This window comes from Frateuria sp., assembly GCF_013362045.1.
Classification (GTDB): Bacteria; Pseudomonadota; Gammaproteobacteria; order Xanthomonadales; family Rhodanobacteraceae; genus Frateuria_A.
In genome coordinates this window covers 1-14,183 of the sequence record NZ_JABFWW010000248.1, presented here as the reverse complement: position 1 = coordinate 14,183, position 14,183 = coordinate 1, and the positions used below count along the sequence as shown (strand labels likewise).

Here is a 14,183-nt window from a genome sequence, read left to right as displayed (position 1 = left end):
GTCGACAACCTGCGCAAGACCTATTCCAACGGCGTGGAGGCCCTGAAGGGCATCTCGCTGACCGTGCAGCAGGGCGATTTCTTCGCACTGCTCGGGCCCAATGGCGCGGGCAAGTCGACCCTGATCGGCATCCTCTCCTCGCTGGTCAATTCCACCGGCGGCGACGCGCACGTCTTCGGCGTGTCGGTCAACCGGCAGCGCAACGAGGCGATGAAGCTGATCGGGCTGGTGCCGCAGGAGATCAACTTCAACCAGTTCGAGAAGCCGTTCGACATCTGCGTGAACGAGGCCGGCTTCTACGGCATCCCGCGCAAGGTCGCGGCGCAGCGCGCGGAGAAGTACCTCAAGGAGCTGCGCCTGTGGGACAAGGCGCAGGACCAGGCGCGCATGCTCTCCGGCGGCATGAAGCGGCGCCTGATGATCGCCCGGGCCATGATGAACGAACCCAGGCTGCTGATCCTGGACGAGCCCACCGCCGGCGTCGACATCGAGATCCGCCGCTCGATGTGGCAGTTCGTCAGTGCGATCAACGCAGCCGGCACCACGGTGATCCTCACCACGCACTACCTGGAGGAAGCCGAGCAGCTGTGCCGCAACATCGCCATCATCGACCGCGGCACCATCGTGGAGAACACCACCATGAAGCGGTTGCTGGCGACGCTGGACGTGGAGACCTTCGTGTTCGACGTGGCCAATGCGCCCGCCACGTTGCCGACGATGGCCGGCGTGGCGATCCGCGCCGTCGACGAGCACACCCTGGAGGCGGAGATGTCGCGCGACCACGACCTCAATTCGCTGTTCGCCACGCTCTCCTCGCACGGCATCACGGTCAGGTCCATGCGCAACAAGACCAACCGGCTGGAGGAACTTTTCGTGCGGCTGGTGGAAGGCGGGCGGCGCGAGCCGGGCCGGGAGAAGGCCGCATGAGCGCGCCGCTGCCGTCCCCTTCCGAAACCGCCCCGGACAAGGGCCTGATGACCACCCGCGTGGAACCCGAGCGCATGAGCAACGCCACTGCCAACCTGGTCGCCCTGCAGACCATCGTGCGCCGCGAGATCGTGCGCATCATGCGCATCTGGACGCAGACGCTGATCCCGCCGGCGATCACGATGACGCTGTACTTCGTGATCTTCGGCAAGCTGATCGGCAGCCGCATCGGCACCATCCAGGGCGGCTACTCCTACATGCAGTACATCGTGCCGGGCCTGGTGATGATGAGCATCATCACCAACAGCTACGGCAACATCTCCAGCTCGTTCTTCGGCGCCAAGTTCAGCCGCGCGGTGGAGGAGATGCTGGTCTCGCCGATGCCCAACTGGGTGATCCTGCTCGGCTACGTCGCCGGTGCGGTGACGCGCGGCCTGGTGGTGGGCGTGCTGGTGCTGCTGATCGCGCTGTTCTTCACCTCGCTGCACGTGGCCCATCCGCTGGTCACGTTCTTCTCGGTGCTGCTGGGCGCGACGATCTTCTCGCTGGCCGGCTTCGTCAACGCGGTCTACGCCAAGAAGTTCGACGACATCGCGCTGGTGCCGACCTTCGTGCTCACCCCGCTGACCTACCTGGGCGGCGTGTTCTATTCGGTCAACATGCTCGCCGAGCCGTGGCAGGCGATCTCGCGCGCCAACCCGATCCTGTACATGGTCAACGCCTTCCGTTTCGGCGTGCTGGGCATCAGCGACGTCAACGTGGGCGTGGCCTTCGTGGTGATGCTGGCGTTCGTCGCGGGGCTCTCCATCGTGGCGCTGCAGCTGCTCAAGCGCGGGGTCGGCCTGCGTTCCTGAGGCGACCGATGCGCGTCAACAAATACATCAGCGAAGCCGGCCTGTGCTCGCGCCGCGAGGCGGACGAGCTGCTCGTGGCCGGGCGCGTGACCATCAACGGCGAGATGGTGGGCACCGGGGCCAAGGCGCTGGAAGGCGACGAGGTGCGCGTCGACGGCGAGGTCGTCAAGGCGCGCATCCTGGCCGCCACGCCGGCGGCGAAGAAGGCGGTCTACATCGCGCTCAACAAGCCGGCCGGGATCACCTGCACCACCGATCAGGGCATCGCGGGCAACATCGTCGACTTCGTCGACCACGCGCAGCGGATCTTCCCCATCGGCCGGCTGGACAAGGATTCCGAGGGGCTGATCCTGCTCACCAGCAACGGCGACATCGTCAACGAGATCCTGCGCGCGGAGAACCGCCACGAGAAGGAATACCTCGTTGCGGTGAACAAGCCGGTCACTGACGAATTCCTTGCCGGCATGGCGCGCGGCGTGCGCATCCACGGCCAGATGACGCTGCCCTGCAAGGTGCGCAGGATCGCCAAGTTCGGCTTCGCCATCGTGCTTACGCAGGGGCTCAACCGGCAGATCCGCCTGATGGCCGCCGCGTTCGGCTACCGCGTCACCCAGTTGCGCCGCGTGCGCATCGTCAACGTCCGGCTCGGGCACCTGAAGAGCGGCCAGTGGCGCAACCTCACCGACGCCGAGCTCAGGGGCCTGCTGCCCGGCCGCACGCAGTGGTGATGACCGGCTGATCGCATGCGGGGCGAACCGACGCCCGTGCGATCATGCACCATGACCTCGTTCAGCATGCTTCCGCTCAAGCCCGCCCTGCTGGCCAGCCTCGACACGCTCGGCTACGCCGCGATGACGCCCGTGCAGGCACAGGGCCTGCCGCCGATGCTGGACGGTCGCGACGTGACCGTGCAGGCGCAGACCGGCAGCGGCAAGACCGCGGCGTTCGGGCTCGCGCTGCTGCAGGCGATCGAGGTGGAGGCGATCCGGCTGCAGGCGCTGGTGCTCTGTCCCACGCGCGAACTGGCCGACCAGGTCAGCAAGGCGATCCGCAAGCTGGCCGCCGGCATTCCCAACGTCAAGCTGCTCACGCTGTGCGGCGGCATGCCGCTGGGGCCGCAGCTGGCCTCGCTCGCGCACGATCCGCACATCGTGGTGGGCACGCCGGGGCGCGTGCAGGAGCACCTGAAGCGCGGCAGCCTGCATGGCGGCGGCATCAAGGTGCTGGTGCTGGACGAGGCCGACCGCATGCTCGACATGGGCTTTGCCGAGGCGATCGACCACATCGTCAAGCGCATCGCCAAACACCACCAGACGCTGCTGCTGTCGGCGACCTTTCCCGAGGAGATCCGCGCGGTGAGCGGACGGCTGCAGCGCGATCCGGTGGCCGTTACCGTGGCCGCCGAGGGCGCCGCGCAGCCGGCGATCGAGCAGCGCTTCCACGAGGTGGAACCGGCGCGCAAGCCCGACGCGCTGGCGCAGGTGCTGGCCTTTGCGCGACGCGCGGCCGTTGCCGACGGCCACGAGGGCGCGCTGGTGTTCTGCAACATGCGCCGCGAGGTCGATGCGGTGGCGCAGGAGCTCGACCGGCGCGGCTTCTCCGCGCTCGCGCTGCACGGCGACATGGAGCAGCGCGACCGCGACGAGGTGCTGGTGCGCTTCGCCAACCGCAGCTGTACCGTGCTGGTGGCCACCGACGTCGCCGCGCGCGGTCTGGACATCGCCGCGCTGCCGCTGGTGGTCAGCTACGACATCGCGCACGACCCGGACACGCACACCCACCGCATCGGCCGCACCGGCCGCGCGGGCCAGGCCGGCCTGGCGATCACGCTGTGCACGCCGCGCGAACGGCCCAAGGCGCTGAACATCGAGCAGGCCGGCGGTGCGCCGCTGCCATGGCAGCCGCTCAAGCTCGCGCCGCCGCGCGGCAAGACGCTGCAGCTGGCGCCGATGAGGACCCTGGTGATCGACGCCGGCCGGCAGGACAAGCTGCGGCCTGGCGACATCCTCGGCGCGCTCACCGGCGAGGCTGGCCTTACGGCGGGCGAGATCGGCAAGATCGACGTGTTCGCCACGCGCGCCTATGTCGCGATCGCCCGCGCGCAGGCGAACAAGGCGCTGGAACGGCTGCGCGCCGGGCGCATCAAGGGACGCAACTTCCGCGTGCGGCCGCTCGGCTGAGCACCGCCGTAGCGATGCCCGGCTAGGTCGGCTGCCCGGCCTTGGCTTCGGCAGCAACCGGCTCCCGCCGGGGCTCGCCCACGCGGAAGCGGCACATGTGGCCGCCGCGGATGATGCATTCCATGTGGTGGATGCGCCGCCCGCTGGCCGCCTCCATGTAGGCCAGGTCGAACTTGCACACCTGCGGCACGCTGCGCGCCAGCGCGTGGAACACGCAGTTGAATGCCTCCACGTGCTGTTCCTGGCCGTGCCGCGCCGCCACCGCCTCGTAGCCCAGGGCATCGAGCTGGCTGGCCAGCCGTTGCGCGACCTCGTCGCTGCTGGCCTGCGGCGGCGGCGCCGCCTCGTGACTGCCCAGCGTGCGGCCCAGTTCCTGCAGCAGCGTCTCCAGCTCGGCGGTGCCGTAGCGCTCGCGCAACATGGACAGCAGCGCGGTGCTGAGCAGGCCGTAGTTGCGCGGAAACAACGCCCTGCCGCCCTCGGTGAGGTGGAAGCGCGCCTGCGGCCGGCCGCCGGTGGGCCGCGCCTGCCCGCGCTCGACATGGCCGCGCGCGAGCAGTGCGCTCAGGTGCTGGCGCACCGCGTTGTGGCTGATGCGCAGGCGCTCGCACAGCTCTTCCACCGAGCAGCCCTGCGGCGCCATCAGCAACTGGCGCAGCAGGCGCTGCTGGGTAGAGCCGAGCTGGGCGAGCGCACCCATCGTCAGCTGGCCTTGGCCGGGAACTGTTTGGCGATGGCCGCCGCCAGCGCGTCGGAGATCGTGTCCATGTGCGCCTGCATGGCCTGCCAGGTGGACGCCTCGCCCTTCATGTCGCCGGCCATGATCTGCTGGACCTGCGTGGCGTGGTGCGCCACGTGGGTGGCCAGCAGGCCCTGCACGGCGCCTTCGGGCAGGTTCGGGTTGGCGCCGGCGAGGAACTTGGCGATCTCGGTGGCGTTGGACTGCAGCGCGGCCATGGCCTTGTTCTCGGCGGCCTTGTCGTTGGCGGCCCCGGCATCGGTCAGCGCCTTGACGCCGCCCCAGTGGCCGGCAAGCAGGTCGAGCATGCGCGCGCCGGCGCTCTTGCCGTAGAAGCCGCCGACCGCATTGGCGATCTGCTTGGCGTTGGCGACCACGGCACCGGCCGCGGCCTTGGCCTTGGCCGCGTCGTGGGCGTGCACGGCCAGTGCGTACTCGCGCGTGTGCACGACGTGGCCGTGCCACAACGCGCGCAGCGCGGCGTCCAGCTTGGGCGCGGCCGGCACCGCGGCCGCAGGAGCGGTGGAGGGCATGTCCATCGCCGGTGCCGTGGCGGCGAAGGCGGTGGCGACGAGGAAGGCCAGCAGGCAAGGGGTCTTGTTCATGGTGTCTCTCCAGAGAGCGTCGCGGCTGCGACCGTCGCAGTCTGGCCGATCCCGGTTTACACGCAATATAGTCATGTGTAAAGCCTATGTATCAATGTTTTTCCACAGGCCAACGGGGAGGCCGGTCGCCACCGTGCGGTGCACCGCGGTAAGGTTGAGGCCTTGTCCCGCCGGAACCCTCTCGATGCGCCTGCGCCCCCTCCTGTTCGCCCCGATCCTGTTTGCGCTCGCCGCCGCCCAGCCGGGACCGGGCCGTGCCGCCGCATTGCCCTCGACCGGTTTCGCCCAGTCCTTGCCCGGCAATCCGGCGCAGCCGACCGAGCATCCCGAACTCCATGCGCTGGCCACCGCGCCCAGCGAAGACGAACTGCGCGCCACGATCACCGCGCTGGTCGGTTTCGGCACGCGCCATACGCTGTCGGACACCCGCTCGGACCAGCGCGGCATCGGCGCCGCGCGGCGCTGGGTGAAGGCCCGCTTCGAACGGATCGGCCGCGACTGTGGTGGCTGCCTGCAGGTGGTCACGCCTTCGCAGGTGTTCACCGGCGAGCGCGCGCCCCGGCCAGTCGAAGTGATGGACGTGGTGGCGATCAAGCGCGGCAGCAGCGATCCGGATCGCGTGATCGTGATCACGGGCCATCTGGATTCCCGCGTCACGGACGTCATGGACGCCACCCACGACGCGCCCGGCGCCAACGACGACGCCTCCGGCGTGGCCGCGCTGATCGAGGCGGCGCGCCTGCTCTCGAAGCAGGACAACCGCGCCACGCTGGTGTTCGCCGCGCTCTCGGGCGAGGAGCAGGGCCTGTACGGCGGCAAGGTGCTGGCCGCCTACGCGGTGGCGCAAGGCTGGCGCGTGGAGGCCGACCTCAACAACGACATCGTCGGCAACAGCCGCGGGCAGAACGGCGTACGCGACAACACCGTGGTGCGCGTGTTCTCCGAAGGCACCAAGAGCAACGAGACGCCGAAGCAGGCCGCCTACCGCCGTTACCACGGCGGCGAGGTCGACTCGCCCTCGCGCAACCTGGCCCGCTATCTCGACCGCCTCGCCGACACCTACCTGCCCGACTTCGACGTGCACATGGTCTACCGCACCGATCGCTACGGCCGTGGCGGCGACCAGGTGCCGTTCCTGCAGGCCGGCTTTCCCGCCGTGCGCGTCAGCGAAGGCCACGAGGACTACACCCGCCAGCACCAGGACCTGCGCTCGGAGGGCGGTATCCGTTACGGCGACACCATCGACGGCATCGATTTCCGCTACCTCTCCCGCGTCACCGCGCTCAACACGATCGCCATGGCCGCCCTGAGCCGCGCCCCCGCGCCGCCCACCGGGGTCGACATCAAGGGCGCGGTGGCCACCGACACCACGGTGCAATGGCGCAAGGCGCCTGGTGCCGCCGGCTACCGCGTGCACTGGCGCGACACCACCGCGCCGCAATGGCAGCATGCGCGCGCCGTGGGCGACATGGACCATGCGGTCCTGAAGGACGTGGTGATCGACGACTGGTTCTTCGGGGTGTCCTCGGTGTCCCCCGACGGCTACGAGAGCCCGGTGGTGTTCCCGGGCGACGCGGGGAGTTTCGAGCGTTCGCCGCCGGCGGAAGGGGCGCGTTGAGGGTTTGCCCGAAGAGCGCCCACGATCCGCCCTGCGGGCAGCTCCCCCCGTGTTCGCGGGGGAAGGAACCCGGAGGCTGTCAGCCGCGCCCGTAGACGTCCTCGAAGCGCACGATGTCGTCCTCGCCCAGGTAGCTCCCGGACTGCACCTCGATCAGCTCCAGCGGCAGCCGGCCCGGGTTCTCCAGCCGGTGCTTGACGCCCAACGGGATGTAGGTGCTCTGGTTCTCGGCCAGGGTGAACACCTCCTCGCCGCGGGTGATGCGCCCGGTACCGCTGACGATGATCCAGTGCTCGGCGCGATGGTGGTGCATCTGCAGGCTCAGGGAGGCACCCGGCTTGACCGTGATGCGCTTGACCTGGAAGCGCCCGCCGACGTCGATCGAGTCGTAGCTGCCCCACGGCCGATACACCTTGCGGTGGCAGCTGGGCTCGGGGCGGCCTGCGGCCTTGAGCCGCGCGACGATGCCCTTGACGTCCTGCACGCGGTCCTTGTGCGCCACCAGCACCGCGTCGGCGGTGTCGACCACCACCACGTCCTCCAGCCCCAGCAGCGCGAGCAGCCGGCCATCGCCCCAGGCCAGCGTGTTGCGGCAGTCCTGCGCCAGCACGTCGCCGTGGTGGGCGTTGCCGTTGCCGTCCTGCTCGGCCACTTCCCATAACGCCGACCAGCTGCCGACGTCGTTCCAGCCCACGTCGATCGCCAGCACGGCGGCGGCATCGGTGTGTTCCATCACCGCGTAGTCGATCGAGTCGGACGGACCTGCGGCGAAGGCCGCCTTGTCCAGCCGCACGAAGTCGGCATCGCGCGTGGCGCTCTCCAGCGCGGCGCGGCAGGCGGCCAGGATGGCGGGCTGCTGGCGTTGCAGTTCGGCCAGGAACACCGAGGCGCGGAACAGGAACATGCCACTGTTCCAGAAGTATTCGCCCGAGGCGACGTAGCCGCGCGCGGCGGCCTCGTCCGGCTTCTCCACGAACTGCGCCACGGCGCGCACGCCGTCGGCCAGCGCCGCGCCGGCGCGGATGTAGCCGTAGCCGGTCTCGGGGCCCGACGGCACGATGCCGAAGGTGACCAGCCGGCCCTGGCTCGCCGCCGGCTCGGCCTGCCGCACCGCGGCCCGGAAGGCCGGCGCGTCGGCGATCACGTGGTCGGAAGGCAGCACCAGCAGCAAGGGATCGGCGCCCTCGCGCATCGCCTGCAGCGCGGCCACCGCGATCGCCGGCGCGGTGTTGCGCCCGACCGGTTCGAGCAGGATTGCCGAAGGCACGCAGCCGACCTGGCGCAGCTGCTCGGCGACCATGAAGCGATGCTCCTCGTTGGCCACCACCAGCGGCGGCGCCGAGGCCAGCGGCGCGATGCGCTGCCAGGTCGCCTGCAGCATGGTGTCCTTGCCGACCAGCGGCAGGAACTGCTTCGGATAGGCCTCGCGCGAGAGCGGCCACAGGCGCGTGCCCGAACCGCCAGAAAGAATTACCGGGATCATGCCGTCTCCTTGGATCCTGCCGGGCGTCGCCGCGCGGCCAGGACGTGGCGCAAGGGCGGCATTATCGGCCCATCGGGCAGGCTGCGGAACGGTGGCGCGGGGCTAGTCGGCGACGTCGGCCACCAGGCGGTCGAGTTCCGCCTTCAGGGTGGCGCCGTTGACGCGCAGCCAGTCGCGCTGTTCACGCCAGTTGGGAAACAGCGTGCTGACCAGCGCCCAGAAGCGCGGCGCGTGGCTGCGCACCTTGAGGTGGCACAGCTCGTGCGCGAGCACGTAGCGCAGCGCGGCCGGCGGAGCCAGCGCGAGGGCGAGATCCAGGTTGATGCGGTCGCGCGTGTCCAGGCTGCCCCACAGGCTCTTCATGGGACGGATGCGCAGCGAGGTGGGGGCCAGGCCCAGCTGCGGCACGTAGGCAGCCATCCAGCGGGAGACGTCACGGCGCACCTGCGCCTCGAAGTGCGAGGCCAGCAGGCCGCGCGCCACCGGCAGCGCGCGGGTGTGCGGGCGCGGCAGCACCAGGGTCAATCCGCCATCGAACGCCTCAACCCTTGGATACGGGCCCTCGGCCCAGTCCAGCAGCGTGGTCTCGCCACGCAGCGGGAACTCGGTGGCATGCCCCACGCGCAGCGGCGGCAGCGGCTTGACGATGAGATTCAGCTCGTCGAGCTTCTTCTCCAGCCAGTCGGCGTGGCTGCGCAGGAAGGCGCTGACCTGCGAGGGATGGGTGCCGTTGGGGTAGGACACTCGCGCCCCCTTGGGCGTGACCGTCAGGCGCAGCCGGCGCGCACGCGGATGGGCGGCCTTGAGCACGCGGATGGTGCTGCCGCGCGCCGTTGCCAGTTCCAGCCAGTCGCCTTGAAGTTCTGCTGCCATGGTCCCGAGCCCGAGGTTAGAGCATAACCTTGCATGGGGGGGTGTGAGGAAAGGGTTGGAGGCCGGCCGGTGGCCGTCCCGGATGGGCGTTCACGCGGCGTTGATGCACTGGCCCAGTCCTTCTCCCCCAGGGAGGAGGTGCCCCGAAGGGCGGCTGGGGACAGGGCTCGCGGGGAGGCCCCAAAGAGTCAGGTTCTTGCGGGCATTCACCGCAAGGGCGCCCCCCGCCCCAGCGCTCTCCCCCCTGGGAGCCAGCAGCTCAGGCGTCCTTGGGCCGCGGCAGCCCGAACCATTCTTCCAGCTTGCCCAGCAGGCGCTCGACCTCCAGCGTGAACAGGGCGAAGCGGGCGTCGAGCTCGGCGGCCGCGTCGGGCGCGCTGTCGGCCAGTTCGTCGGTCACCACGTCCAGCAGCTTCAACTTGCGCAGCACCAGGTCTTCGCCCAGCACGAAGCTCAGCCGGTCGTCGAACACCAGGCCCAGCTGGAACACCTGTTTGCCGTTGCGCAGGTGCTCCTTGATCTCTTCGCTTTCCAGGTCCTGCCGGCGGCAGCGGGCGATCGCGCCGGTGTTGCTGCCGGGGTCGCGCAGTTCCACCTCGTCGCCGAAGGTGAGGCCGGCCGGCAGCGTGCCGTTGGCGAGCCAGTCGGTCATCAGCACGCGCGGACCTTCCTCCGGCGCCAGCGGCACCGCGGGAAAGCTGCCCAGCGCCTCGCGGATCTGCGTGAGCGCGTTCTCGGCGGACTTGCGGCTGGCGGTGTCCAGCACCAGCCAGCCGTGCTGGCGGTCGACGTAGGCGGACATGCGCGAGCTGCGCACGAAGGCACGCGGCAGCAGCTCGGTGAGCAGGTCTTCCTTCATGCGCTTGCGCTCGCGGCCGCCGACCTTGCGGCCCTCCTCCTCGGCGATCTTCTGCACGCGCCGGTGCAGTTCGTCGTTGACTACGGCGGCCGGCAGCAGCTTGTCCTCGCCGCCGACGGAAACCCAGGTGCAATGCTTGACCGCGTGGGTGAGCGCGGCTTCCTCGCCGCGGCCGATCGGCGGCACGAAGCCCTTGGTGAACAGCTCCAGCGGGCCGCACGGGCGCAGGCGGTGCTCGGCGAGCGCCTCGTCCAGGCGTTCGAGGTCGGTGGCGACGGCGGGAGAGAAGCGGAATAGCGTGAGATTGCGGAAGAACATGCGGGATCCGGTTGGGAACATTCACCTGGGGAGGCCCAGGCGACCCTTCGACTTCGGCCTGCGGGCCTACGCTCAGGGTGAACGGTTCAAGTAATGGGGTGGGAAAATAATGGGGAGAGAAAACGGGTGGAGGCAAGCCCTCCTCCGTTCGCCTGACCGTAGCGCAGCGAAGTCGAAGGGCCTTGCGGGCTTGGAGGCTACCGGCTCACCGCCGCGACGGCCTCGGCCACGTAATCGAGGTTGCCGCGGTTGAGCGCGGCCACGCAGATGCGTCCGGTGGCGAGCGCGTAGATGCCGTACTCCTCGCGCAGGCGATCGACCTGCGCACGGGACAGGCCCGAGTAGGAGAACATGCCCGCCTGCTGCTGGATGAAGCCGAACTGCGGTGCGCCGTGCGCGGCAAGCTTCTCCACCATGCCCGCGCGCATCGCGTGGATGCGCTCGCGCATCCCGGCCAGCTCCGCTTCCCACAGCGTGCGCAGCTCGGCGCTGCCCAGCACGCCGGCGACCAGTGCGCCGCCATGGGTGGCCGGGCTGGAATAGTTGGCGCGGATGGTCTGCTTCATCTTCGCGCGCAGCCGCGCGGCCTCGTCGCGGTCGGCACCGACCATCGACAGCGCGCCCACGCGCTCGCCGTACAGCGAGAACGACTTCGAATAGGAGCTGGCGACCACGAAGGCCTCGATGCCGGAGGCGCCGAACAGGCGGATCGCAGTCGCATCGGCATCGATGCCCTCGTCGAAACCCTGGTAGGCGATGTCGACGAACGGCAGCAGGTTGCGCGCCTTGGCCAGGTCCACCACCTGCTGCCACTGCTGCGCATCCAGGTCCACGCCGGTGGGGTTGTGGCAGCAGGCGTGCAGCAGCACGACGGTGCCCGGCTCCAGCTTGCCGAGGTCCTCCAGCATGCCGGCGAAGTCCAGCCCGTGCGTGGCCGGGTCGTAATAGCGGTAGTCGACGACCTCGAAGCCGGCGTTGGAGAACACCACCCGGTGGTTTTCCCAGCTCGGGCTGCTGATCGCGATGCGCGCCCTGGGCAGCACCTTCTTCAGCAGGTCGGCGCCCACGCGCAGCGCGCCGCTGCCGCCGATCGTCTGCGCGGTGGCCACGCGGCCGGCGGCGAGCAGCGGCGATTCGGCGCCGAACAGCAGTTGCTGGGACAGCGCGTCGTAGGCCGGCAGGCCGTCGATCGGCAGGTAGCCGCGCGGCTTGGCCTGCGCCGCCAGCGACTGTTCGACCTTGCGCACCGCCTCGAGCAGCGGGACGCGGCCCTGTTCGTCGACGTAGATGCCCACGCCCAGGTTCACCTTGCGCGGGCGCGGGTCGGCCAGGTACGCCTCGGTCAATCCGAGGATCGGATCGCCCGGGGCCATTTCAACGGAAGCGAAGTGGGACACGGCAGGACTCGCTCTTGCAGGGAAGGGGAAGGGAAGTATGGGCGCCTAGATGCCGTCACCGGCCGCCGGTTCGCCCGCCAGCCAGCCATGCGCATCGGCGCGCACGGCGCCCTCGCGCGCACCCAGGGCGGCGAAGTCGAACAGCCTGCGGTCGGCCAGCTGCGAGGGCGCCACGTTGCCCAGCGCACGGAAGATGTTCTCGCAGCGGCCGGGATGGCCGGCGTCCCAGTCGGCGAGCATACGGCCGATCGCCTTGCGCTGCAGGTTCTCCTGCGAGCCGCACAGGTTGCACGGGATGATCGGGAAGGCGCGCTCCTGCGCATAGGCGGCGATATCGCTCTCGCGGCAATAGGCCAGCGGCCGGATCACCACGTGGCGGCCGTCGTCCGAAAGCAGCTTCGGCGGCATCGCCTTCAGGTTCGCGCCGTGGAACAGGTTGAGGAAGAAGGTGGCCAGGATGTCGTCGCGGTGGTGGCCCAGCGCGATGCGCGTGATGCCGTTGTCCGCCGCCCACTTGTACAGCGCGCCGCGGCGCAGCCGCGAGCACAGGCTGCACATGGTCTTGCCCTCGGGGATGACCCGGGTGACCGTGCTGTAGGTGTCCTGCTCGATGACGTGGAAGGGCACGCCGCGCGCGCCGAGGTAATCCGGCAGCACGTGTGCGGGGAAGCCGGGTTGCTTCTGGTCCAGGTTCACCGCGACCAGTTCGAAGCGCACCGGCGCCTTCGCCTGCAGCGACAGCAGCAGGTCCAGCAAGGTATGGGAATCCTTGCCGCCGGAGAGGCAGACCATGACGCGGTCGCCCTCCTCGATCATCTGGAAATCGGCGATCGCCTGGCCCACCAGGTGGCGCAACCGCTTGGCCAGCCGCACGGCCTCGTGGGCCCGCTTGCGGTCGGCGCGGGTGTCGGGAAGAACGGGGGTGGACATGTGCGACATTGTACCTTGCCCACCAGCGCAGGCCCGCGGCGTACACTGGCCGCCTGTTCCGTCCGCCCTCGCCCGCCATGCAGGTACAGGATCCCATCCAGATCGCCCGCCGCCTGGCCGAGCTGCGCCAGGAGCACCGCGACCTGGATGCGGCGATCAGCCACATGGCCACGCATCCGGCGCGCGACGAGCTGCAGCTGACCCGGCTGAAGAAACGCAAGCTGCTGCTCAAGGACGCGATCGCGCGGCTGGAAAGCAAGCTGATCCCCGACCTGGACGCCTGAACCGATGCCCACGCAGCCCACGCTGGAGGACGCCCACGTCGCCCTCGAACCGTTGTGTGCCGAGCACGTTCCCGCACTGGAAGCGGCCGCCGCCGACGGCCAGTTGTGGGAGCTGTGGTTCACCTCGGTGCCGGCGCCCGGGCAGATGGCGGCCTACGTGGAGAAGGCGCTGGCCGGCCAGCGTGAGGGACGCATGCTGCCCTTCGCCATCCGCGAGAAGCGCACCGGCGAGCTGGTCGGCAGCACCCGCTACTACGACCTCGTGGACGACCCGCCGCGCGCGGCCATCGGCTACACCTGGTACGCGCGGCGCTGGCAGAAGAGCCACGTCAACACGGCCTGCAAGCGGCTGCTGCTGGCGCATGCCTTCGAAGCGCTCGGCTGCGTGGCGGTGGAGCTGCACACCGACGGCCGCAACCTCGATTCGCAGCGCGCGATCGAGCGGCTGGGCGCCACGCGCGAGGGCGTATTGCGCGCGCACAAGCGCCGGCCGGACGGGAGCCTGCGCGATACCGTCTGCTATTCGGTGCTCGACCGCGAATGGCCGGACGTGTCGCGCTGGCTGGAACTGCGGTTGGCACGGCTGGCCGGCTGAGAACCCCGCACGGCCCGACGCTAGTGCGGGTGCACCTCGATCGTCGCGGTCATGCCGGCCGCCAGCACCATCCCCTGTGGCAACGAAGCCGGATCGATCGCGATGCGCACCGGCACGCGCTGCGCCAGGCGCACCCAGTTGAAGGTCGGGTTGACGTCGGCCAGCAGGTCGGCGCCGGCGGGGTTGTCTCGGTCGGTGATGCCGTGGGCGATGCCGGTGATGGTGCCTTTGAGGTGCACGCCACCGGCCATCAGGCGCACGTCGACCGGGTCGCCCACGCGCAGCTGCGGCAGCTTGGTCTCCTCGAAATAGCCGTAGAGGTAGTAGCCGTGCGCGTCGATCAGCGCCAGCCGCGCGGCGCCCGTGCCGGCGTAGTCGCCCACGCGCACGTCCAGGTTGGTGACGTAGCCGTCGACCGGCGCGCGCACCTCGGTGCGGGCCAGGTCCAGGTCGGCGCGCTCCAGCGCCACCTGCGCCTGCTGCACCGCTGCCGCGGCCTGTTCGCGCGCGGCGCCGGCCTG

Annotated in this window: 15 protein-coding genes; 7 read left to right on the top strand and 8 right to left on the bottom strand. The window is 70.0% G+C overall.

Annotated elements, in window-relative coordinates; genetic code table 11:
* The 4 genes from HOQ08_RS11805 to dbpA all read left to right on the top strand — a co-directional run.
* Window positions 1–927 (top strand): ABC transporter ATP-binding protein (locus tag HOQ08_RS11805; protein ID WP_291194947.1); only part of this gene is annotated, 927 nt, incomplete at its 5' end.
* A 74-nt stretch (window positions 928–1,001) separates the two neighbouring features.
* On the top strand, window positions 1,002–1,781 hold the full coding sequence (locus HOQ08_RS11800) for an ABC transporter permease (protein ID WP_291194950.1): 780 nt from the start codon (window positions 1,002–1,004) through the stop codon (window positions 1,779–1,781).
* A gap of 8 nt (window positions 1,782–1,789) precedes the next feature.
* Entirely contained in the window at window positions 1,790–2,509 is a 720-nt protein-coding gene (locus HOQ08_RS11795; protein WP_291194944.1) for a pseudouridine synthase, read from the top strand.
* Between the two features lie 51 nt (window positions 2,510–2,560).
* Entirely contained in the window at window positions 2,561–3,961 is a 1,401-nt protein-coding gene (dbpA, locus tag HOQ08_RS11790; protein WP_291194942.1) for an ATP-dependent RNA helicase DbpA, read from the top strand.
* A 22-nt stretch (window positions 3,962–3,983) separates the two neighbouring features.
* Here the strand turns inward: dbpA and HOQ08_RS11785 are convergent, their stop codons facing one another.
* Both HOQ08_RS11785 and HOQ08_RS11780 read right to left on the bottom strand, forming a co-directional pair.
* The gene (locus tag HOQ08_RS11785; RefSeq protein WP_291194939.1) at window positions 3,984–4,661 is read right to left on the bottom strand and encodes a MarR family transcriptional regulator; all 678 of its coding nucleotides are present in this window, start codon (window positions 4,659–4,661) and stop codon (window positions 3,984–3,986) included.
* 2 nt (window positions 4,662–4,663) lie between these two features.
* On the bottom strand, window positions 4,664–5,305 hold the full coding sequence (locus HOQ08_RS11780; RefSeq protein WP_291194936.1) for a hypothetical protein: 642 nt from the start codon (window positions 5,303–5,305) through the stop codon (window positions 4,664–4,666).
* 184 nt (window positions 5,306–5,489) lie between these two features.
* On the opposite strand from HOQ08_RS11780, the gene HOQ08_RS11775 reads away from it, so the two are divergent.
* The gene (locus HOQ08_RS11775) at window positions 5,490–6,923 is read left to right on the top strand and encodes a M28 family metallopeptidase (RefSeq protein WP_291194933.1); all 1,434 of its coding nucleotides are present in this window, start codon (window positions 5,490–5,492) and stop codon (window positions 6,921–6,923) included.
* Window positions 6,924–7,002: 79 nt separating this feature from the next.
* On the opposite strand, the gene HOQ08_RS11770 is transcribed toward HOQ08_RS11775, so the two are convergent.
* The 5 genes from HOQ08_RS11770 to ttcA form a co-directional block, all read right to left on the bottom strand.
* Window positions 7,003–8,406 carry a mannose-1-phosphate guanylyltransferase/mannose-6-phosphate isomerase gene (locus HOQ08_RS11770; RefSeq protein WP_291194930.1) on the bottom strand — a complete coding sequence of 468 codons (1,404 nt, stop codon included), beginning with the start codon at window positions 8,404–8,406 and terminating at the stop codon, window positions 7,003–7,005.
* Window positions 8,407–8,508: 102 nt separating this feature from the next.
* Window positions 8,509–9,279 (bottom strand): SprT family zinc-dependent metalloprotease, encoded by a 771-nt coding sequence (locus HOQ08_RS11765; RefSeq protein WP_291194927.1) that lies wholly within the window; start codon window positions 9,277–9,279, stop codon window positions 8,509–8,511.
* Between the two features lie 259 nt (window positions 9,280–9,538).
* Window positions 9,539–10,456: a recombination-associated protein RdgC gene (locus HOQ08_RS11760; RefSeq protein WP_291194925.1), complete on the bottom strand. Its 918-nt coding sequence runs from the start codon at window positions 10,454–10,456 to the stop codon at window positions 9,539–9,541.
* Between the two features lie 197 nt (window positions 10,457–10,653).
* Window positions 10,654–11,853 carry an amino acid aminotransferase gene (locus HOQ08_RS11755; RefSeq protein ID WP_291194922.1) on the bottom strand — a complete coding sequence of 400 codons (1,200 nt, stop codon included), beginning with the start codon at window positions 11,851–11,853 and terminating at the stop codon, window positions 10,654–10,656.
* A 45-nt stretch (window positions 11,854–11,898) separates the two neighbouring features.
* A complete protein-coding gene (gene ttcA, locus HOQ08_RS11750; protein ID WP_291194919.1) occupies window positions 11,899–12,783 on the bottom strand; it encodes a tRNA 2-thiocytidine(32) synthetase TtcA in 885 nt (294 codons plus the stop codon).
* Window positions 12,784–12,860: 77 nt separating this feature from the next.
* On the opposite strand from ttcA, the gene HOQ08_RS11745 reads away from it, so the two are divergent.
* Entirely contained in the window at window positions 12,861–13,067 is a 207-nt protein-coding gene (locus HOQ08_RS11745; RefSeq protein WP_291194916.1) for a DUF465 domain-containing protein, read from the top strand.
* A gap of 4 nt (window positions 13,068–13,071) precedes the next feature.
* A complete protein-coding gene (locus HOQ08_RS11740; RefSeq protein WP_291194913.1) occupies window positions 13,072–13,662 on the top strand; it encodes a GNAT family protein in 591 nt (196 codons plus the stop codon).
* A gap of 20 nt (window positions 13,663–13,682) precedes the next feature.
* On the opposite strand, the gene HOQ08_RS11735 is transcribed toward HOQ08_RS11740, so the two are convergent.
* Window positions 13,683–14,183, bottom strand: a 501-nt coding sequence (locus tag HOQ08_RS11735) for an HlyD family efflux transporter periplasmic adaptor subunit (protein ID WP_291194910.1), incomplete at its 5' end; no start/stop codon positions are given.